Annotated in this window: 16 protein-coding genes; 10 read left to right on the top strand and 6 right to left on the bottom strand. The window is 74.3% G+C overall.

Annotated elements, in window-relative coordinates; genetic code table 11:
- Nucleotides 1-207: 207 nt before the first annotated feature.
- Nucleotides 208-621 carry a hypothetical protein gene (locus tag WMF43_RS44280; protein WP_437674371.1) on the bottom strand — a complete coding sequence of 138 codons (414 nt, stop codon included), beginning with the start codon at nucleotides 619-621 and terminating at the stop codon, nucleotides 208-210.
- 124 nt (nucleotides 622-745) lie between these two features.
- On the opposite strand from WMF43_RS44280, the gene WMF43_RS44285 reads away from it, so the two are divergent.
- The gene (locus tag WMF43_RS44285; RefSeq protein WP_437674373.1) at nucleotides 746-2,500 is read left to right on the top strand and encodes a hypothetical protein; all 1,755 of its coding nucleotides are present in this window, start codon (nucleotides 746-748) and stop codon (nucleotides 2,498-2,500) included.
- An 83-nt stretch (nucleotides 2,501-2,583) separates the two neighbouring features.
- Here the strand turns inward: WMF43_RS44285 and WMF43_RS44290 are convergent, their stop codons facing one another.
- From WMF43_RS44290 to WMF43_RS44305, 4 genes are all read right to left on the bottom strand, one after another.
- Nucleotides 2,584-3,309 carry a hypothetical protein gene (locus WMF43_RS44290; RefSeq protein ID WP_437674375.1) on the bottom strand — a complete coding sequence of 242 codons (726 nt, stop codon included), beginning with the start codon at nucleotides 3,307-3,309 and terminating at the stop codon, nucleotides 2,584-2,586.
- A 104-nt stretch (nucleotides 3,310-3,413) separates the two neighbouring features.
- The gene (locus WMF43_RS44295; RefSeq protein ID WP_437674376.1) at nucleotides 3,414-4,409 is read right to left on the bottom strand and encodes a hypothetical protein; all 996 of its coding nucleotides are present in this window, start codon (nucleotides 4,407-4,409) and stop codon (nucleotides 3,414-3,416) included.
- A gap of 10 nt (nucleotides 4,410-4,419) precedes the next feature.
- A complete protein-coding gene (locus WMF43_RS44300; RefSeq protein ID WP_437674378.1) occupies nucleotides 4,420-5,526 on the bottom strand; it encodes a M50 family metallopeptidase in 1,107 nt (368 codons plus the stop codon).
- Nucleotides 5,527-5,753: 227 nt separating this feature from the next.
- On the bottom strand, nucleotides 5,754-6,311 hold the full coding sequence (locus WMF43_RS44305) for a hypothetical protein (RefSeq protein WP_437674380.1): 558 nt from the start codon (nucleotides 6,309-6,311) through the stop codon (nucleotides 5,754-5,756).
- A 285-nt stretch (nucleotides 6,312-6,596) separates the two neighbouring features.
- On the opposite strand from WMF43_RS44305, the gene WMF43_RS44310 reads away from it, so the two are divergent.
- The 5 genes from WMF43_RS44310 to WMF43_RS44330 all read left to right on the top strand — a co-directional run bounded on the left by WMF43_RS44310 (nucleotide 6,597) and on the right by WMF43_RS44330 (nucleotide 13,507).
- The gene (locus WMF43_RS44310) at nucleotides 6,597-8,414 is read left to right on the top strand and encodes a right-handed parallel beta-helix repeat-containing protein (RefSeq protein WP_437674382.1); all 1,818 of its coding nucleotides are present in this window, start codon (nucleotides 6,597-6,599) and stop codon (nucleotides 8,412-8,414) included.
- A 231-nt stretch (nucleotides 8,415-8,645) separates the two neighbouring features.
- Nucleotides 8,646-9,353, top strand: coding sequence for a hypothetical protein (locus tag WMF43_RS44315; protein ID WP_437674384.1), 708 nt, complete (start codon nucleotides 8,646-8,648; stop codon nucleotides 9,351-9,353).
- A 211-nt stretch (nucleotides 9,354-9,564) separates the two neighbouring features.
- Nucleotides 9,565-10,638 carry an SUMF1/EgtB/PvdO family nonheme iron enzyme gene (locus WMF43_RS44320; protein WP_437674386.1) on the top strand — a complete coding sequence of 358 codons (1,074 nt, stop codon included), beginning with the start codon at nucleotides 9,565-9,567 and terminating at the stop codon, nucleotides 10,636-10,638.
- 131 nt (nucleotides 10,639-10,769) lie between these two features.
- Entirely contained in the window at nucleotides 10,770-11,876 is a 1,107-nt protein-coding gene (locus tag WMF43_RS44325) for a PEGA domain-containing protein (protein WP_437674388.1), read from the top strand.
- An 11-nt stretch (nucleotides 11,877-11,887) separates the two neighbouring features.
- Entirely contained in the window at nucleotides 11,888-13,507 is a 1,620-nt protein-coding gene (locus tag WMF43_RS44330; protein ID WP_437674390.1) for a hypothetical protein, read from the top strand.
- A gap of 93 nt (nucleotides 13,508-13,600) precedes the next feature.
- Here WMF43_RS44330 and WMF43_RS44335 read toward each other — a convergent pair whose 3' ends face one another.
- Entirely contained in the window at nucleotides 13,601-14,782 is a 1,182-nt protein-coding gene (locus tag WMF43_RS44335) for an RNA polymerase sigma factor (RefSeq protein ID WP_437674392.1), read from the bottom strand.
- 240 nt (nucleotides 14,783-15,022) lie between these two features.
- Here WMF43_RS44335 and WMF43_RS44340 point away from each other — a divergent pair, with 240 nt between their 5' ends.
- From WMF43_RS44340 to WMF43_RS44355, 4 genes are all read left to right on the top strand, one after another.
- On the top strand, nucleotides 15,023-15,985 hold the full coding sequence (locus WMF43_RS44340) for an Rpn family recombination-promoting nuclease/putative transposase (protein ID WP_437674393.1): 963 nt from the start codon (nucleotides 15,023-15,025) through the stop codon (nucleotides 15,983-15,985).
- A gap of 70 nt (nucleotides 15,986-16,055) precedes the next feature.
- On the top strand, nucleotides 16,056-17,087 hold the full coding sequence (locus WMF43_RS44345) for a M28 family peptidase (protein ID WP_437674395.1): 1,032 nt from the start codon (nucleotides 16,056-16,058) through the stop codon (nucleotides 17,085-17,087).
- 289 nt (nucleotides 17,088-17,376) lie between these two features.
- Entirely contained in the window at nucleotides 17,377-18,243 is an 867-nt protein-coding gene (locus WMF43_RS44350) for a hypothetical protein (protein WP_437674397.1), read from the top strand.
- Nucleotides 18,244-18,961: 718 nt separating this feature from the next.
- Nucleotides 18,962-19,642, top strand: coding sequence for a hypothetical protein (locus WMF43_RS44355; RefSeq protein WP_437674399.1), 681 nt, complete (start codon nucleotides 18,962-18,964; stop codon nucleotides 19,640-19,642).
- Nucleotides 19,643-19,671 lie beyond the last annotated feature (29 nt).

Here is a 19,671-nt window from a genome sequence, read left to right on the forward strand (position 1 = left end):
TCCACTGGCGTCCGCGCCGCCGCCACATTACGCGCCTCCGCCGCAGCCGCTGCCTCCGCCGCAGCCGCTGCCTCCGCCGGTGGCCCCTGCCCCACCGACGCCGGCGTCCGCCCCACCGCCGCCACATTATGCGCCTCCGCCGCAGCCGCTGCCTCCGCCGGCGTCCCCTGCCCCAGCGACGCTGACGTCCGCCGCACCGCCGCCGCCCTATGCGCCGCCGCAGCCGCTGCCTCCGCCGGCACCTCCTGCGCCGTCGTTGTCGGCGTCAGCCGCGCCTCCGCCCCCACCCGCCGCGCCTCCGCCCCCGCAGGCTCCACCTCCGGCGGCGCCGCCGCTGCCCTCGTCGGCGCCCGCTGCGCCGCCCGTGCCGACCCCGGCGATCTCTTCAGCGCTCCCACTCCCGCCCGCTGCGCCGCCGCCTGCGGCGACGGCGCCGTCATCGCCGCCCGCTGCGCCGCCGTCTGCGGCGACGGCGCCGTCATCGCCGCCCGCTGCGCCGCCGCCTGTCGCGACGGCGCCGTCATCGCCGCCCGCTGCGCCACCGCCTGCGGCGTCGACGCTCCCGTCGCCGCCCGCTGCGCCGCCGCCTGCGGCGTCGACGCCCCCGTCGCCGCCCTCCACCTCGGCAGCGCCCAGCGAGCAGCAGCCGCAAGACGAGGACGGGGGCGCGATCGTCGTCGAGGATCAGGGCGCGACGCCCGCCCCGGCCCGCACAGGCGCGGCCGCCCCGGCAGCGAGGACCGGCGTGTCGAGGCGGAAGCCGCGCGAGCCGATCCTCGATCCCTGGTCCGACGACGCGGAGACCGCCGGGCCACCCCGGCCGGCGCAGGCGACCATGACGCCGAGCGGCGACACCTACCTGGTGGCGCGCCGGCCGCCCTCCTCGCCGCAGGTCGGCGATGAGGACGAGGTCATCACCTCGGCTGCGCCGCTCGATCTCACGCTCAAGCGCAAGCCGATCTCGGCGCGCCCCCCGGTGCCCCCCGCGACGCGGCCTCGGCCCGCGACACAGCCAGGCAACGAGCCGCCCGGACACCTCGGGACCTCCGCCACCAGCATCCCGGCGAAGAACACCGCCGTCCCCGCGAGCAGGGACGACAAGATCGAGCTCCCGGCGGCCGCAGAAGCGTCGTCGCCGACGCCCGCGCCGACGCCCGCGCCGACGTCCGCGGGGACCGTCGTCGTCGAGCTCTCCGACCCGGAGATCGAAGCCCTGCCGCCGTCGCGATCGCTGCGCGAGGTCGCGGCGCTCGCGCCGCAGACGGCCCACCAGGACGACGCTGGGCCGACGCAGCCGCCGGGCGTGCCCGCGTCCGAGGCCGTGGAGGACCCGGCGCTGCGCCCGCAAGCGTCGACGCAGCCGACGGCCGAGCCTGTGGTCGATGCCGAGGTGCTCGACGATGCGGACATCGCGCTCGACGAGGAGCCCGCCTCCGTGGAGCCCGCCTCCGACGAACCTGCCTCGTCGGAGCCCGCCACCGCGCCGCTGCCGTCGCGCGCCGCTGCGGCCGGCGCGCAAGGCGACCGCGACGCGCTGCTCGAGGAGATCGCCGCGGGCCCGCCCGAGCCGACCGCGGCGGCGCTGCCCGCGCCGGACGCTGGCGAGGACCTCACGCTGCTCGCGAGCGCGCTCGATCTGTCGTCCGAGCCGCCGCCCGAGCCGAGGGCCGTCGAGGCGCCCGACCTCGCCCCGGAGAGCGTGCCGGGGCTCGCCGCGGCGAGCGGCGAGCGCGCCGCCGCGATCACCGGCCGCGACCTCGAGCAGATCGAGGCGTTCGCCGACCTGCCCGAGGAAATGCACGACGAGCTCGCGCGCGCCGCGCACGTGGGCGACCTCGCGCCCGACGAGGAGCTCGCCGTCTCCGGGGCGGCGCTGGTGCTCCACGGCAAGGCCTCCGTGTGCGCGAACATCGTCGATACGCCGGCCGCGCGCGCCGCCATCAGGACGCTCGTGCCGTCGCGCGGGACGCTCGACGACGGGATCCCGCTGCGCGTCGTCGCCGGCGCGGGCGGCGCGCGGGTGGCGATCTGGGACCAGGCGACCATCGACGACGCGCTCCGGTCCTGCCCGTGGGTGCTCGAGGAGCTGCGCGCCGTCGCCGACCGCCTCCAGGCCCTCGCCGGCGCCACCATGGGGCCGCTCGGCGAGCTCGAGGAGACGCTGCTCCGCCGGATCCTCGGCCGGCTGCGCCTGCGCAACCTGGAGCCCGGCGAGCAGCTCATCCACGCGGGCAACCCCATACCCGGGCTGGTGCTCGTCGGGGCCGGCGCGCTCGAGCTGGTCGACGAGCGATCCCAGGAGGTCGCCGGCGGGGCGAGGCCCGGGGAGCTCCTGTTCGCCCCCGAGCTGCTCGCGGGCCAGCCGGCGCCGTCGATCGCCCGCGCGGCCGCCGGCGGCGCGCTCGTGCTCATCGCCGACCACCCCGTGCTGCGCGAGCTCTTCGAGAGCACGCCGGAGCTGCTCTCCATCCTCGCGCAGGCCGTCTCGCTGCGCGCCTGAGCGCGCGTGAGCGCGCCTGACCCCTGACGCCCGCGACGCGCGACGCGCCGCTCGCCGCGCTCAGCCCGGCGCGGGCCGGCCGCTCATCGGTCGGCGACCGTGCGCACCGGGCGCGGCCGCCGCGCGGCCTCCTGGTCCACGTCGACGGGCTCGGCGGGCTCCTCGTCCTCGTTGAGCTGCCACACGAGCTCGCTGTTGCCCTGCGCCCCCGCGAAGCGGAGCCCGAACCACTTCGCGTTCGGCGAGATCGTCGGCCGGCCCTGCGCGGTCTCGCGCGGGAAGCGGATCCGGAACGCGCGCCGCCACACCGTGTTGTACGGGAAGTACGTCCGCTCGAGCGCGTTCGGCTTCGTGATCGCGATGATCTCCTCGGGCGCCGTCTCGTTGCCGGTGTCGTCGATCAGGCGGACGATCCACGCGCTGTCCTGCGTCGCGAGGTCGTTGTACTTGCGCTCGCCCCCGAAGATCGCGACGAAGAACTGGTGGCGCTGGTGCGTCTCCTCCAGCGTCTTCTCGAGGAGCTTCTGGCGCTGCTCGATCGTGAGCCGGTAGTCCTGCGCGTAGCGGACCACGTAGGCCCAGCGGAAGTCCCACGACTCGAACGTGGCGGTGGCCGTGAGGAAGTTGTCGAGCTCGGAGAGCGCGATCAGGTGCTCCGTGCGCGTCCAGGCGCGCAGCACGTACTCGTAGTCCGTCGCCACGTACTCGCGAGGGCCCTCGTTCAAGCTCACGAGCTGGGTCGAGCAGCCGGCCTGCCCGACGAGCGCCGCGAGGACCAGACCGCGCCAGATCCATGCCGAAGTGACCACGCGCCCAGGGTACCCACCCGCCGCCCTGGATGCACGCGCTCGGAGGAGATCGCCGCGCCTTATCCCCTCCGCCGGCCGGCTCGGCCGCGCGGGGGCGCTCGCGCTCACCGGGGCGGCGCCGGCCGGAGCGCGCCCGGCAGGAACGAGAAGCTGACGTTCAGGCGCGCCGCGTAGTACGAGTCGACGTCGCCCCGCAGCGGCGTCGCGATCGGGAGCAGCACGCTCAGCGCCGGCTGCACGTTGCTCGCCAGGATGAGCCGGATGCTCGGCGAGATCGCGAACGTCGCGCGCCTGCTGTCCGGCAGGCCCTCGGTCAGCTGGTAGACCTCCCAGAGCTCCAGCCCGAGGCCGACCGGCCGCGCGAGCCGGTAGCCGAAGTAGAAGGCGGTGTGCGCCCGGATGTCGGTGCGGCGCTCCCGGGAGAACAGGCCGCGCGCGACCAGCGACCAGTCGAGGCCCTGCCGGAGCTGGAAGATGAACGGCCCCGTGATGTGCCGCATGTCGAACCACGGGCGGAACGTGATCGTCAGATCCCGGAAGCGCGTCTCGTCCCACGGCCGCACCACCCGCGCCGTCCTGAGCACCTCCTCCTCGGCCGGCGAGACCTCGCGCGGCGTCGGGATCACGACGCCGAAGCCCCCGCCGGACGAGAGCCCGCGCACGCTCGACCAGACGCCGCGCGCGTAGAGCTCGGGGCTCCCGAGCTGGATCGAGCGCTCGACCCCCGGGACGCTCGCGGCGGCGGAGTCGTGCACCACGCCGACGAACCACTTGCGCGGGACGACCGGCATCTCGAGCTCGCCGTGCGAGTACCAGGCGAAGGCGCTCTTGCCGCCGCCCGCGCTGCCCTGGTCGGGCTCGATCACGGCCGCCGTGTACTCGAAGGTGAAGGTGGGATCGCGCCGCGTGAGCGCGGGGAGCGTCGGCGGCGCGGGGACGTCGAAGACCGCCTCGTCGTCGTCGGACCACGAGCCGGAGCCCGGCGGCGCCGCCAGCGCGGCGGTAGGCCGCGCGGCCAGGAACAGGAGCGGGACCCAGGGCGCCGCGCGAGCGAGGCGCCCGGCCGGCGCCGGACCCCGCGCGGGCGGCGTCGGCGTCACGCGCGGGATGTTACTTCGAGCCGAGGCCGAAGTCGTTCGCCGTGACGTAGAGCATCAGCCCGATCAGCATGAACACGCCCACGAGGTGGATGTGCGCCTCGATGCGGGCGTTGGGCCGGCGCCGCGTCGTGGCCTCGTAGAACAGGAACATCAGCCGGCCGCCGTCCAGCGCCGGGAACGGGATCAGGTTGAACGCGCCGAGGTAGGCCGAGAGCATGCCGAGGAACTCGAGCCCGTCGGCCCAGCCGCGCTTGGCCGCGTGCGCGGTCTCCTCGATCATCCGCTTCGGGCCCCCGAGCTCGCCGTCGACCTTGCCCGTGATGACCTGGCCGAGCCCGACGATCAGGCCCTGCACGACCTTCGGCGGCTTCGTCAGCGCGAGCACCGCGGCCTCCTTGGCGGTCACCGGCGCCCGCTGGATCGGGCCGATCGCCGTCACGCCGATCCGGCCCGCGCCCTTGTCGTTCGCGGGCGTGATCGTGACCGGGATCCGCTCGCTGCCGCGCTCGACGACGAGGTCGAGCGGCCGCCCCGGGCTGCTGGAGATGATCTCCGCCATCTTCTCCCAGTCCTGCACCGGCGTCCCGTCGATCTCGACGATGCGATCGCCGTCCTTCAGGTTGGCCGCCGCCGCCGGCATCCCGGCGACCACGCCGATCTCGGTCTGGCGGTAGTGCTTGCCGCCCGTCATCAGGCTCGCGAAGAAGAGCACCGAGGCGAACACGTAGTTCGCGAGCGGACCGGCGAAGATCGCGGCGATCCGGCCCACCAGGCTCGCGTTCGCGTAGCTGCCCTTGTCCTCGGGATCGACCTCCTCCATCGGGTTCATCCCGGCGATCTGGACGTACGCGAGGAAGGGGATCATCGCGACCTGGAACACGGTGGGGCCGTGCTTCACCGGGTCGTGACGCCAGAGCCGCACGCGGATCTTGTCCGCCGCGGTCGTGAACCAGAAGTACCCGTCTTTCGGGACGACCTTGAAGAAGGTGGGTCCGAAGCCGATCGAGAACTTCAGGACGCGCATGCCGTAGGCGCGCGCGGCGAAGTAGTGCCCCGCCTCGTGAACCACCATCAGCAGGGCGAGACCGAGGACGCCAACGAAATACCAGCCGACCATCTCAGGCTAGTCTAACCAGGGTGCGGCGCGTCCGCACGTGCGTCATGCCCGCCCCGCACGCCTGCGGCGCGGAGGCGCGCGCAGGCCGCCGCCTGGCCGCGCCGCGCCGCCGCCTGCTCATCCTGGCCGCGCGCCGCCGCCGCCCCATCCTGGCCGCGCGCCGCCGCCGGGCGGCCAGCGCAGCGCCCCGGGCGGCGCGGCGCGCCGCAGAGTCCGCCGGGAGCGGCTCAGCCGGTGAAGAACGAGACGCCGACGCTGACGAACGGGTACCCGACGCGCATCGTCAGCGCGACATCGTCGTTGAAGTGGTACCGGCCGCCGATCATGGTGGCGAAGTCGAGCCACACGTCCCGGTAGAAGCCGTCGCTCCGGAGGAGCAAACCGAGATCGGCGAAGGCGCTCCACTTGTCGGTGAAGAAGAAATTCCACTGCAGGGTGACCGGGCTCATCAGCGTGAAGTCCTCGTAGCAGCCCCGGCAGTTCGTGATATCCAGGCCGAACGAGATGCCGACCGTGTTGTTGATCTTCGGGACGAACGCCGGATCGCCGAGCTCGATCGTCGCCCTGAAGCCGACGCCGAACTCGGTGTCGAAGTCCCGGTACCTGCGGTAACGGGGCAAGCCGTAGTCGCGGCGCCAGAACGCGAGGTTGCCGTGCGGCTCGAGCTCGGCCGTGTAGTCGGGATGGTCGTTCGGATTCTTGATGTTCGCCTGCGCCTCGGGCGCGAATGCGACGAGGGCGGCGCCAGCAAGAGCAACACCCACGAGCGAGGGGAGCGCTTTCATGGGCCCTTCGTACCAAAGGAACGGCAGCGAAGGAAGCAAACGGACGCGGCGCGCCTCCGCGGCGGCCGCCGCTGGACGGCGGTGTCGCACCTCGTACTACGCGCCGCCTGGACGGAGCGCGCCCTCGCGCGCCCCCGCGGGGCGAGCTCGGCCGCCCCGCGCGTGGCGGGCTCGTCTGGCTGAGGTGTGCGCTTCGCGGTAAACAGGGACAGCCGCCGCAGAGCCCGCGCGCCGCGGAGGGGCGGCCTTCGCCGGAGCGTCGAGATGAGGGGACCGACACGCGTCATGCTTCTGGCCCGCCGCTGCCCGCGCGTGCGCTCGCTGGTCGGCGGCGCGCTCGTCGCGCTCGCCGCGCCCGCCTGCGGCCCCACCATCCAGGTCGCGGCGCCGCCGCCCGAGGAGGCAGCGCAGCCCGCGCCGCCGGCGAAGAAGCCCGGCGCTCCGGCCCCGGCCCCGACGTCCGCGCCGCCGGGGCCGCCGGCGCCCACGGCCGCCGAGCCGTTCGTGACGACGCGGGACTCCGACGTGTGGGTGAGCCAGTCGCTCAAGCTGCAGCGGCGCTACGAGCGCGTCCTCGTGGTCGGCGCGCCCGCCCCCGCCACGATCCGCGTCGCCCCGCTCGACCTGAACGCGCGCGGCGCGGCGGCCGAGGCGCAGGAGGTCCCGGTCACGCGCGCCTTCGCGACGCTCCAGCAGGCCGCGGACGCGGCCCGCGGCGGCGACCTCGTCGCCGTGCTGCCCGGCACCTACGCGGGGTTCTCGGTCGGCGACAAGCCGAGCGCCGGCCAGGAGCGGTTCATCCACTTCAAGGCGATGGGGAGGCCGGGCGAGGTCGTGATCAACCAGGCGTGCGCCCTCGACCCGAGCTGGATGATCTACCTCAAGGCGGCGCACCACGTGGTGATCGAGGGGTTCAACCTCGCCGGGAGCAGCGAGCCGGGCCGGCAGAGCGCGGGCGCGCCGCGCGCGGGCATCATGGTCGACGGCGCGTTCGGCGAGACCGGCAAGCTCGCGCACCACATCGCCGTCGTGGGCAGCTTCTCGCATCACCATCGGATGTGGGGGTTCCACGCGACCGACAGCCACACCGTCCTCTTGCAGGACAACCTGTTCGCCTTCTCGGCGCGCGAGCACGGAGCCTACGTGTCCGACGGCTCGGACAACTACGTGGTCCGGCGCAACGTGTTCTTCGGCAACAACGCCGGGGGGTTCCAGGCGAACCTCGATCCGAAGGTGTCGCTCGAGGAGGTGATGAAGCACCCGTCGTTCCGGAGCTACCCACCGCAGGAGCCGACGCGCGCCTGGGCCGCGGGGCTGATGAAGCTCGCGGCCGAGCGCTTCGGCGAGCACGGGTTTCCGGACGGCCGCGGCGTCAATTTCATCATCGAGCAGAACGTGATGAACGGCAACGGCCGCGCCGGCGGCGGGGCGATCAACCTCGCCGGGCTGTCGGACTCCCTCATCCAGAACAACCTCCTCTATGGCAACCTCGCGGGCGGGATCGCGCAGTGGGACGACGCGAACCCGTTCGACAAGGCGTACGTGGAGCCCGGCCCCAGCGCGCCGGAGCAGGTGAGCGGCCCCGAGGCGCTGCCCCTCTTCGGGTGCCGCAACAACCTGATCCGCAACAACACCGTGATCATGAACAACGGCGGCCGGGCCGCGCTCCAGTGCGGCAACGGCAGCTGGGGCTGCCGGCTCAGGAACAACGTGTTCATCAACGACGCCTCGGCCTCGATCGAGGTGCTGAGCACGGGCATCTACCGGTTCGACGCGGGCCACAACGTGGTGAACCAGGTGAGCTACGGCGGGATGCCGCCCGCGCTGAAGCGCCTCGCGACGTCGCTCGCGGAGACGCGGGCGGTCACGGGCATCACGCGCGCGCGGTTCGCGGCGGAGGTGGTCCGCGCGAGCGACGAGCCGTGGGTGATCCTCGAGGGGGGCTGGTGGAAGCTCAACCCGAACCGGCCGGATTTCAGGCCGAAGCGGACGTCGAAGATGCTGCTCGGGCAGGGCGACGCCCGCGAGGTGCCGGCGCACGATCTGCTCGGGAGCAAGCGCGGCGGCGCGGACCTCGGGGCGCTGTCGCCGGCATCCGACTGAGGGGCGCGGCGGCGCGTCGACGCGCCGGCGGGGAGCACACCGGGCGTCGCCGGCGGGCGTGAGCGCGCCGAGGCGCGCCGGACGCGGGCGCTCTCGGGGCGCGGACGTTCACCTCGGGCCATGCGCCCGCCGGAGAAAAATCTTGCCGGGGGTGGGAAGTAGGCGAACGATCGCGCCGCGTTGGGGGCATTCTACGTGGACCACCCGCGGCGTGCCCAAAGGAGAGCGGAGATGCGCGGACGTACTTCTTCTCTGGTGTGCGTGATCTGTGTCGCGGCGGCCGCGGCGTTCACGGCGTGCTCGGACGACACGCCGGAGAACCCCGGCGGGGGCGGTGGAAACGGCGGCGGGGGGACGACGAGCGGCACGACGTCGGGCGCGTCGACGACGACCTCGGCCGCGACCACGACGTCGAGCAGCGCGAGCGGAGGCGGCGGCGGGGGCGGCGGCGGGGGCGAGACCGTGTGTGATCAGGCCTGCACGAAGGCCGCGGAGTGCGACGTCCCCATATGCAGCCTCGTCCCTTACGACTGCTCGGATCCGGCGGCGGAGTGCGCCGCCGAGTGCGTGAACGGGGCGTCGTGCGAGCAGATCCAGACGCTGACGGGGGAGAACGTGGACCCGGAGCTCGCCGGTTGCCTGAGCGCGTGCCAGGGCGGCGAGGGTGGAGGCTCGGGCAGCGGCACGCAGTGCCTGAGCTGCGCGGCGCAGAACGGCTGTATGACGGCCTGCGCGCTCAACGCGACCTGCCGGGTCTGGCTCGAGTGCGCCCGGACCTGCATGGAGAGCGATCCGCAGCCGGAGTGCTTCACCGCCTGCAACGAGGCCCATCCTGACGCCCAGAGCAGGTACGAGGCCGTGTACGAGTGCACCTGCACGAGCTGCGAGGCGAGCTGCGGCGCCGTCGCCGATCCGTGCGCTCAGCCGGGGGGCATGTAGAGCGGCTGGTCGGGCGTCTGCTCGCGCTCGTCGTGGGGAACAGCGGGGGTCGACAGCGTCGTCTTCGATGCAAGGGCCGGGCGCGTGTACACTCCCCCTCGTGCCGACCGCGCCGCCCCGCGCTCCTCGCCGGGCCCTCCTATCGGACAGACCTACGCTCCCCGGACGCCGCCTGGCGGGTGTCGCCCCCACAGGCTGGCTCGCTGCCCTGATGGGGCTCACCGCGTGCGCCGCGCCGGGCGACGGCGGCGGCAGCGCTGCGAGCAGGGCGGGCGCCTCCGCCGAGGCCGCCCCTGCTGCCCTGCCGACGGCCCTCGCCGCGGCCGCGTTGCCCGCGTCCGCCGCGCCGGCGCCCGCGTCGGCTGCGCCCGCTGGCAGCGCCCACGCCGGCGCGGCCATCCTGGGCGGCGCCCCCGTCGGGCCGGCGTCGGTCGGGAGCCGGGCGAGCGCGGCGCCTTCCGGGGCGCCCCCGCCCAGCTCGGCCAGCGCCGGGCTGCCCGCCCTGCCGCTCCAGGCGCCCGGAGCGTGCCCTGCCGACATGGCCGCCGTGGGCGGCTTCTGCATCGATCGGTACGAGGCGCACCTCGTCACCGACGCCGGCGGCGAGCTCGCCGTGCACCCGCACTACAAGCGGCCGGAGCCGGGGGTCCTCTACGTCGCCCGCAGCGGGCCCGGCGTGTTTCCGCAGGCGTACATCAGCCGCGTCGAGGCCAAGGCCGCGTGTGTCGCCGCCGGCAAGCGCCTTTGCACGCGGCGGGAGTGGCAGCGCGCCTGCCGCGGCAACGGGGTCCACCGCTACCCGTACGGGCCCCGCGGCGAGCGCGGGCGGTGCAACACGGGGAAAGCGCACCTCCTGCGGGAGGTCTTCGGCGAGCACCCGCCGGGCGGGTGGAGCTACGAGAGGCACTTCAACAGCCCCGAGCTCGACCAGAAGCCCGGATTCCTGGCGAGGAGCGGCGACCACGCCGGGTGCGCGAGCGAGCTCGGGGTCCACGACATGATCGGGAACCTGCATGAGTGGGTGAGCGACATGGTCGATCACGATCTCGTGATGCGCCTCGCGGTCGAGGGCGTCGAGCGCCGCGACCAGCCGTGGCACGAGGGCAACGGCGTGTTCATGGGAGGCTTCTTCAGCACGACCAGCGAGCTCGGTCCGGGCTGCTACTTCACCACGATCGCCCACGAGCCGACTTATCACGACTACTCCACGGGATTCCGCTGCTGCGACGGCCCCACGTTGCCCGCGGCCCCGGCCGGAGCGGGCGCGAAGAAGCAGGACGGCTGACGACGACAGCTCGCGGTGGAGCGCCAGGACGCCGCGCGGTGGCCTGTCGGGGGCTGGGTCCGAGTCCGAGACCCGGCGGCTCTCCGAGCGAGGAGCACACGGCGCACGCGACGCTGGATTAGGATGGCGCCATGTCGCGTCGACGGCGGTCCGTGCCGCTTGCCCTCAGCGCCGCGCTCGCGCTGTCGTCCCTGGCCGCGTCGGCGGAGCCGGGCGCGTCCGGTCGCGTTCGCGCGCCGGCGCCCGCCGCCCCGACCACGTCGGCGGCCGACGCCGGCGCGCGCGACGCCATCCGGCGCGGCGACGAGGCGCGGCGCGCCGCCCGGTGGGGCGAAGCCGCCCTGGCCTACCGCGCTGCCCTGGAAGAGCGCCGCGGCCCGCCGCTCTCGCCCGCGACCCGCGCCGAGGTGGCCGGGGAGCTCGGCCTGTGCGAGCTCGCGCTCGGCGCGCACCGGGACGCCGCGGAGCACCTGCGCTTCAGCCTCGATCATCGGAGCGCGCTCCCCGTCGAGCAGCAACGGCGGTTCGAGGCTGGACAGGCGCAGGCGGAGCGCGAGGTCGGCGCGCTGTTCCTCGCCGTGAGCCCCCGCGACGCCGAGGTGCTCCTCGACGGCAGATCGCTCGGCGCGCCGCGTCCGGTGCACGTGGTCTTCGTCGAGCCCGGACCGCACACGGTGCGCGCGAGGCTCGCGGGGTACGCCGACGCGGTGGCCGGCATCGAGGCGGTGCGCGGCGCCTCGTCGAGCGTGACGCTCGCGCTCGCCGCGAGCACGCCGGTCCCGGCGCCGTCGGCCCGCGTGAACGCGCTCCAGCTCCACCCCGGGCCCGCGCAGCCCGCGGACCCAGGCGACGGGGCCGACGTGCTGCGGCGCATCGCCCTCGGGACCGCCGCGGCGGGCGCCGTCCTCGGCGCCGGGTTCTGGGTCGCCGCGGAGGTGCTCGACGGCGTCGTCGACGAGCGCGCCGCAGAGGTCCGCGAGCGCGGGGGACGCGGCGCGTGCAACGGCGCGGGCTTCTCCGGGGCGTGCAGGCACCAGGAGGCGCTCATCGCGCGGCGCGACGGCGTGGGCGCGGCGGCCGTCGCGGTCCTCGTCGCGAGCGGCGCGCTCGGGGCGCTCTCGGTGTCGTCGTACTGGTGGGCCCCGGCGGCGCCGCCGCGCGCGACGGCCGGCTTCACGCCGATGACCGCGGGGGCGACGGGGCTGTCGCCCGGCGTGACCCTCCAGGCGGTGTGGTAGGCTGCCCCGCGATGGGGGACGCCCGCGCGAGGTGGGGGGCTGCCGCGCGCTGCGCGCTCGTCGCCGCGACGTGGGTGATGCTCGGGTGCGGCAGCGCGGTCAGCGTGTGCGGGTGTTACCCGTACGACTGCGCCGAGCACATCGCGTGCGGCGAGCCCGGCGCGCCGGAGGGCGAGGTGGCTCCCGAGGCGCCGGGCGCGCCGCCGAGCGCGCCGGACAGCCCCGGCGGCGCTCCTTGCGGAGACGATCCGATCGACGCCGCGCCGACGGACGGCTGCGGCGTGTTCGCGAGCAGCAGCCTCGGGGACGACGCGAACCCGGGCACGCGGGCGCTGCCGGTGCGCACGATGCGCCGGGCGATCGAGCGCTCGCGCCAGGGCGCGCGGCGCGTCTATGCCTGCGCGGAGACGTTCCCGGAGGCCGTCGAGATCCCGGCTGGCGCGGAGATCCGGGGCGGCCTCGACTGCGCGCGCGGGTGGACCTTCATCGGGGACCACACGAAGACCGTGCTCGCGCCGGAGCCGGACCTGATCCCGCTGCGCCTCGAGGGCGGCAGCGGCGCGTCGGTCGTCGCCGACGTGCTCGCCCAGGCCGCCGACGCGGCGCAGCCGGGCGGCTCGTCGATCGCAGCGCTGGTGCTCCCCGGCGCGACCGTGACGTTCCTCCGCAGCGCGCTCGTCGCGGGGCGCGGCGCGCCTGGCGAGGACGGCGAGGACGGCGGCGACGGCGCCGCCGCGAGCGGCGCGGACGGGCACAGGGGGGGCGACGCCTGCTCTGCGGATGTCGTCGCGGGCGCGCCGGCCGCGGCAACGACCTGCGACGACGGCGACACCATCGGCGGCGCCGGAGGCGACGGCGCGGTCAGCAGCGGCGACGATGGGCGCGGCGGACTGCCGGAGCCGATCTCGAACGCGATGGGATGGGGGCAAGCAGGAGAAGGCCAGACGGCCGGCGCCGACTGCACCGATGGAAGGCAGGGCAACTCGGGCAGCCACGGCGCGCAGGGCCGCGGCGCCGCCGGGCGCGGCATGATCACGCGCGCGGGCTGGGAAGGGATCCGTGGCACGGACGGCGCGGGGGGGCTCTTCGGTCAGGGCGGCGGCGGCGGCGGCGGGACGCTGGGCGGGGTGATGTTCTGCGGCATGTCGCCGGCGCTGCCGAAGGGCGGCGCGAGCGGCGGCTCGGGGGGCGGCGGCGGCTGCGGCGGCCGCGGTGGCCGAGGAGGCGGCTACGGCGGTGCGAGCATCGCGTTGATCAGCCTGAGCGACGGCGTGACGCTGCACGACACGACGCTCGCTGCTGCGGACGGGGGTGACGGCGGCCGCGGCGGTGCTGGCCAGATCGGCGGGGAGGGCGGCAGCCGTGGCACCGGCGGCGCGGCGAGGAGCGGCTCGCTGCGGGGCTGTGACGGCGGCCGCGGCGGCCAGGGCGGGAACGGCGGCCACGGCGGCGGGGGGCTGGGCGGCCCGTCGATCGGGATCGCGTACCTGCTCGATCCTCCGAAGGTCCTGGGGACGTTGTCGCTCGGCGTCGGTGAACCGGGCAAGGGGGGCGCCGGCGGGCGAGCAGACCTGCCGGAGCTGGCAGGGCAGGCCGGCGCGGGCGCGGAGATGCTCGGCTTCGTCCAGTAGAAGCCCGGCAGCAGGACGGCAGGAGCGGGCAGCATGCGCCGAGCTCGGGCGCAGCGTGGGCTCAGGGCAGCGCGGGCTCGATCCTCGGCGGCGTCACGGGGTGTTGTCTCCGGTGGCGTGTTCGATGTCGCTTCCGGCGTTGAGCTCGCGCAGGAGCACCTCCCGCCGTCCGGCGAGCTGTCCGCGCGGAAACTGCCGCGTGTGATGCTCGAGCATCTCGGATGCCTCGGCGAGGTGACCGGCCCGGAGCATGACGGCGGCCTTCTCGATGAGCCGGCGCTCCTCGGCGAGGCGGGCCGCTCCGTCGCCGGGGCGCTCGCGCATGCGACGGGCGCCTGAGCCGGCCGGCGGCGCCGGAGGAGGCGCGGCGCTGGCCTCCGCGTCCGCCGCTGCTGCGGCGTCGCGAGGGCGAGGCGCGGGCGGCGCGCTGGGTGGAGCACGCCGGGTGACCGCCGCGTGTACGCCCGCCTGCGCGAGCACCGGCGCCGGCTCCGCGGGCGCGGTCGCAACGCCGGCCGCGACGGCGGCCGCTGCGGCAGCGATGCAGACGGGCTTCGCGATGCCGAGGGCGGACGCGCCCCAGGTCCCTGCCCTCGCGGGTGTGCCGAGGCCCAGGTCTCCGAGGCGGTGGAGCAGCCAGTCTCCCAGGCGGTCGCGCAGCCCATCGCGGAGAGGTGCCGCCGGCCGCCCGACTTCGAGGCAGCCAGGCAGAACGAGGCTCCCCTCGTCCCATCCGCGGCTGCGGGTGCGGCAGCGCGCTCGCCGTCGCGCGACCGCGGCGTCGAGGTCCCTGCGCGCGAGGCGGAGGCGGCTCCACGCCGTCTGGACCGGGATGGCCAGCGCCTGGGCGATCTCGCCCATGTCGATCTCCAGGATCGTGTGCGCGACGAGGATGGCGCGTCGCTCCGGAAGCACCTCGGCGAGCAGCTCGGCGAGCGCCTCGCGCTCGTCGCTGGCCACGGCGAGCGCATCCAGGCTCGGCGATTCGTCGACGAGGGGCTCGAACCATCCGGGCGACCAGGGCACCTCGCGGCGGCGATGGGCTCTGTCCCGGTAGTGCGTGAAGTGGTGCGTGGCGATGCCGATGAGCCAGCTGCGCATCGTGCCCAGCGCGGGATCGAACCGGCTCAGCCCGAGGTAGACGCCGTGGAGCACCTCCTGCAACACGTCCTCCAGATCCTGCCGTTTCACGCCGAGGTACAGCAGGTACGTGGCGAGCATCTCCCGATGGTCTCGCCAGATTGCCTCGAAGAGCACCTTCTCCGGTTCCAACACCACCTCACCTCGGCGCGCGATAGGCCTCCGCGCGCCCCCGCACCGCCGCGTCTCGCAACCCTCACTTCATGAATTGCGTTCGGGCGGCCCGGCTCGTCACGGAATCGACAGCCCTGCTCCTTCGCCGCACGCCGCGGCTGGGCTCGTCCTCGGCGCGGGCTGCCGGGTCGCCGCGGAGGAACCAGACGGCGCGGCGTGCTGCCCCTTGCCTCGCCGCCAGCGCGCCGGCCAAGCTTGGGCATGGCCTTCGCAGACCTGAAGAACGACTTCGTCTTCCGGCGCATCTTCGCGACCCAGCCGGACATCCTCCGGGGTCTGCTCAACGACCTGCTCGAGCGTCAGGGCGACCGGACCATCGATGCCATCGAGTACCTGCCGAGCGAACAGGCGCCGCTCGTCGCCGGGGCGAAGCTGTCGATCCTGGACGTCAAGTGCAAGGACCGATCGGGCGCCACGTTCGTTGTGCAGATGCAGCTCATCCATGTTCCCGGCTTCATCAACCGCGTCGTGTACAACGCGTGCAAGGCCTACGTGGGTCAGCTCAAGATGGGCAGGCCGTACACGGATCTGGCGGACGTGGTGGCGATCTCGATCTGCGACTTCGCGATATGGCCGGACGCCGAGCAGGACGCCGCGAAGCTGCCCCGCGTCCCGATGCTGAGCCGCTGGAACATGACCGAGCGGCGCTCCGGCAACCACGGCTTGCTCCAGGTCCAGTATGCCTTCCTGGAGCTGCCCAAGCTGCCCAGGCGGCGTCCGGAGACGGGGGCGGAGCTGTGGGCGTGGCTGTTCGTCCACTCGCCCGAGCTGACCGAGGTGCCGCCCGACCTGCCAGATGGCCCGCACAGGGAGGCGCTGGAGCTCGCCAACGAGGCGACGTTCACCGAGGCCGAGCTCGAGGCCTACCGCAAGGTGATGGATGAGATCCAGCAGGTGCGCGAGCTCGTCGCCGCCAAGCGCGCCGAGGGCGAGGCCGCCGGGTTTGCCCGGGGGGAGAGCGCCGGGTTTGCCCGCGGGGAGAGCGCCGGGCTTGCGAGGGGCAAGGCCGAGGCGGTCCTGGCGATCCTCGAGGCGCGCGGGATCGCCGTCGACGACGCCGTCCGCGCGCGCGTCGTGGAATGCACGGAGGCGGCCACGCTCGCGCGCTGGCTTGCCCGCGCGGTGACCGCGACCTCCGCCGAGGACGTCCTCGCCGAATCGTGAGTCGCCCACCGATTCGCACGCCACGACAGGAACCGGGGACATCCTCCAGCTGTCCGCCCTCTCGTTGACCATGAACGCGGCGACGACCCTGGAAGAGGCGCGCTCCATTACAAGACTTCGTCCCCGCTACGGCCGGCGTCTCGCGGCCGCCGCAGCGCTGCTCCTCGCCGGCCTCGGCGTCATTGGAGCCTGCGTCAGCCAGCCCTTCGTCGCGGCGCGCCCGCCGTCCGCACCGGAGCTCTCCGCGGATCCGGCCCGGCTGGAGCGCGATGTCCACAAGCTCGTCGAGACGTTCCACCCGCGGGGCCATCGTCACATCGAGCAGCTGGACCGCGCTGCGGCGTACCTCGGCGACGAGCTCAGGGCCGCCGGAGGGCGCGTCACCGAGCAGCTCTACGACGTGGAGGGGCGGACCTACCGCAACGTGCTCGCCCGGTTCGGCCCGGCCTCGCCCGCGCGCGTCGTGGTCGGCGCCCACTATGACGCGGCGAACGACCTGCCCGGCGCCGACGACAACGCGAGCGGCGTGGCGGGGCTGCTCGAGCTCGGGCGGATGCTCGGCCGGGCGCCGCTCCGCAGCGACGTCGAGCTCGTGGCGTTCACGCTGGAGGAGCCGCCGTACTTCCGCTCGGCGCACATGGGCAGCGCCCACCATGCGGGCGCGCTGCGCGCGGCCGGCGTGGCGGTCCGGGCGATGATCAGCCTGGAGATGATCGGGTATTTCACCGACGAGGAGGGCAGCCAGGCGTTCCCGCTGGCGCCGCTCGCGATGCTCTATCCCACGAAGGGAAACTTCGTGGCCGTGGTGGGCAATCTGGAGGGGCTCTCGCTCGTGCGCCTCGTCAAGGGGGCCATGCGCGGCGCGACCGACCTGCCCGTCCATTCGCTGAGCGCCCCGGCGCTCGTCCAGGGTGTGGACTGGTCCGACCACCGGAGCTACTGGGACGCTGGCTACCCGGCGGTCATGGTCACGGACACGGCGTTCCTGCGGAACCGGCGTTACCACACCGACAAGGACACGCCGGACACGCTCGATTACGCGCGCGCTGCGAAGGTCGTCACGGGCGTGGCGCAGGCCGTCCTCGCGCTCGCGAACGAGTGAGCGCGTCGGCGCGTCGCTCAGCTCCTCCAGTCGGCGCGTCGCTCGGCGGCTCCAGTAGCCGCGTCGCTCGGCTCCTCCAGCGGAGGAGAAGGCCTGTGAGCGAACGCGTGTCCAGGAGCGCGCGAAGCGCGCCGAGGCAATAATCCGTCGCGCGATGCCCGTGCCTGGCTGTTGACGGGCTTCCGGCGGCTCCGGGTAGCATGCCCGTTCGACAAACTGCCGTGGGGGAGCTGGCTTGGACATCGGATGTCCGTGCTGTGCAAACCGCCTCGACCACAAGGGAGGAATCGTGGCAAGACCGAGACCGAAGAAGTCAGCGCCGGCCAGACCGAGCGCGCCCAACGAGGCTGCGGAGGCGTTCGCGCAGATCGAGCCGGAGCTCGAGCGAATCGAGAAGGTCGTCCCCATCAACGTCGACATCCCGCGCGCGGTCGCCGTCGCGGTGGGCGCCGTCCCGCACCTCAAGGCGCTGCGCGCCCGCTTCGTGGACGAGCTGCCCAGGTTCCCGATCGAGGCGCTGGACAAGCTGATGAGCTACGCGCTCGCCGCCTGGTACGCGCACCTCCTGGCGCTGCCCGCCGGTCCGGGGCAGGACGGGCTGAAGCCGCTGCTCGACGAGGCGTCCGCGCTGCGCGCGGACCTGCTCGTCGCGGCGGAGGCCCTCGCGCACAAGGGCTTCGTCGACGCGGGCCGCGTCGCGGAGATCCGGAGCGGCAACGGCCACCTCGACACGGCGAACGATCTGGTCGCGCTGGCCGCGCTCTTCGGGGAGGCGTGGGACACCGTGAAGAACAGGACCACGGTGGAGTGGCCCGAGGTCGAGCGCGCGTCGAAGCTCGGTCCGGAGCTGCTCGTGGCCCTCGGCGCCCGGAATCAGCCGGGGCTGCCGACGCCCAAGGCCGTCGATCCGGCCGAGCGACGCGCGCGGGCGTTCACGTTGCTCGTGCGGGCGTATGACCAGTGCCGCCGCGGCGTCACGTACCTGCGCTGGGCCGAGGGGGACTACGACGCGATCGCGCCGTCGCTCTTCGCGGGGCGCGGCGGGGCGCGGCGCGCCGGGCCGGTCAAGGATGGCGCGACGGACCAGGCGGTGGAGGGAGAGCCCGCGGGAGAAAACGGGCTGGGCCTCGAAGACGGCGGAGCGCCGGTGGAGTAACGCGGCGGGAGGGCTGCGGCTCGCGGCGGGGTGGAGGTGAGGGCCGGCCGCCTCGGGTCCGAGACCACGCACGCGACGAGAACGGTCTGGAACGGCCGTTCCCGTCGGCCTCGCCGCTCCCCGGATCCGCGGACCGCGCACATAACGTACACGCCGACCGGTCTGACCGGTCCGATTCCACTGGAGGCACGCCCTTCGAGCGCTCGGACCGCCCCTCCTGGCGACAGCGCAGCGCCGGCGAGCCGCTCGGACCGCCGCCTCACTGTCAGGATCGTCATCCAGAAGGCGGTCCGACCGCCTTCCCGGTGTCGAGATCGATGCCGGACGGGCGGTCCGACCGCCCCGCCGCTATCGAGATCGGTACCGGACGGGCGGTCCGACCGCCCCGCCGCTATCGAGATCGATGCCGGACGGGCGGTCCGACCGCCCCGCCGCTATCGAGATCGATACCGGACGGGCGGTCCGACCGCCCCGCCGCTATCGAGATCGATACCGGACGAGCGGTCCGAGTTCCTGCTACGGAGACTTGATGGCCGCCAGCCAGCCAATTGCCGCTCTACCCTATCCGCGATGCCCAGTTCACAGGACTCAAGGACGCCCGCGAGCCCCCTTATGCTGGGCTCGCGCCCGTGACCGACCTGCGCCGGCTCATCGAGAGCGGCGCCGGTTCCCGCACGGCACCGCCTACCGCAACCCCATCGTCGCCGAGGCTGCGAAGGTGCTGGGGTTCGTCAACCGGTTCGGGCGCGGCATCGCGGTCGCGCAGGCCCAGCTGGCCGCGAACGGCTCTCCACCCGCGACCTTCGAGCCCGCCAACTTGTGGCGCTCGCTCTCGCTCGTCCCGGGCGACCTCGGCCTCGGCCTCTTCGAGGACCGGCTCGCCGAGGCCTGGGACAAGTGCCTGAGCGACCGCCCGGACGAGGCGGCGGACGCGTTCCGGATCATGAGCGCCTTCCACCGGCCGACGCTCGCAGCCTGGCGGCGCGGCTGGGAGAGGCGCCTCGACAACAAGGCGCGCCCGGAAGAGCTCTCCGTACCCAGGGGCGAGATGCGCCCCCTCGGGTACGTCATCCTGCAGCACGCCGCGCGCGAGGCGTATCCCGCGAGGGCACACCAGCGATGGATCCCCAAGATCCCCAAAGTCTACCGCCAGACGCTCCTCGACGAGGAGGGGGACGTGCCCAGCCCTGATCCGTACCAGCTCGCGATCCTGCGGTATTACCGCAGCCTCATGCCCATGGCGCAGGAGGCGCGGAAGCCGATGTTCCTGCTCACGCCCGCCGACGGCGCCATCGGCAGCAGCGCCGCCGCCGTGCAGGACTGCCGGCGCGACTTCGAGTCGCTTGCGCGCCGCATCGCCGCCGCCGCCGGCAGCCCGCTGGCCCCGCGTCCGGCCTGATCCCCCTCACCGCCCTGGTACATGCGCCA

The sequence above is a fragment of the Sorangium sp. So ce131 genome, from assembly GCF_051519095.1.
Taxonomy (GTDB): Bacteria; Myxococcota_A; Polyangia; order Polyangiales; family Polyangiaceae; genus Sorangium.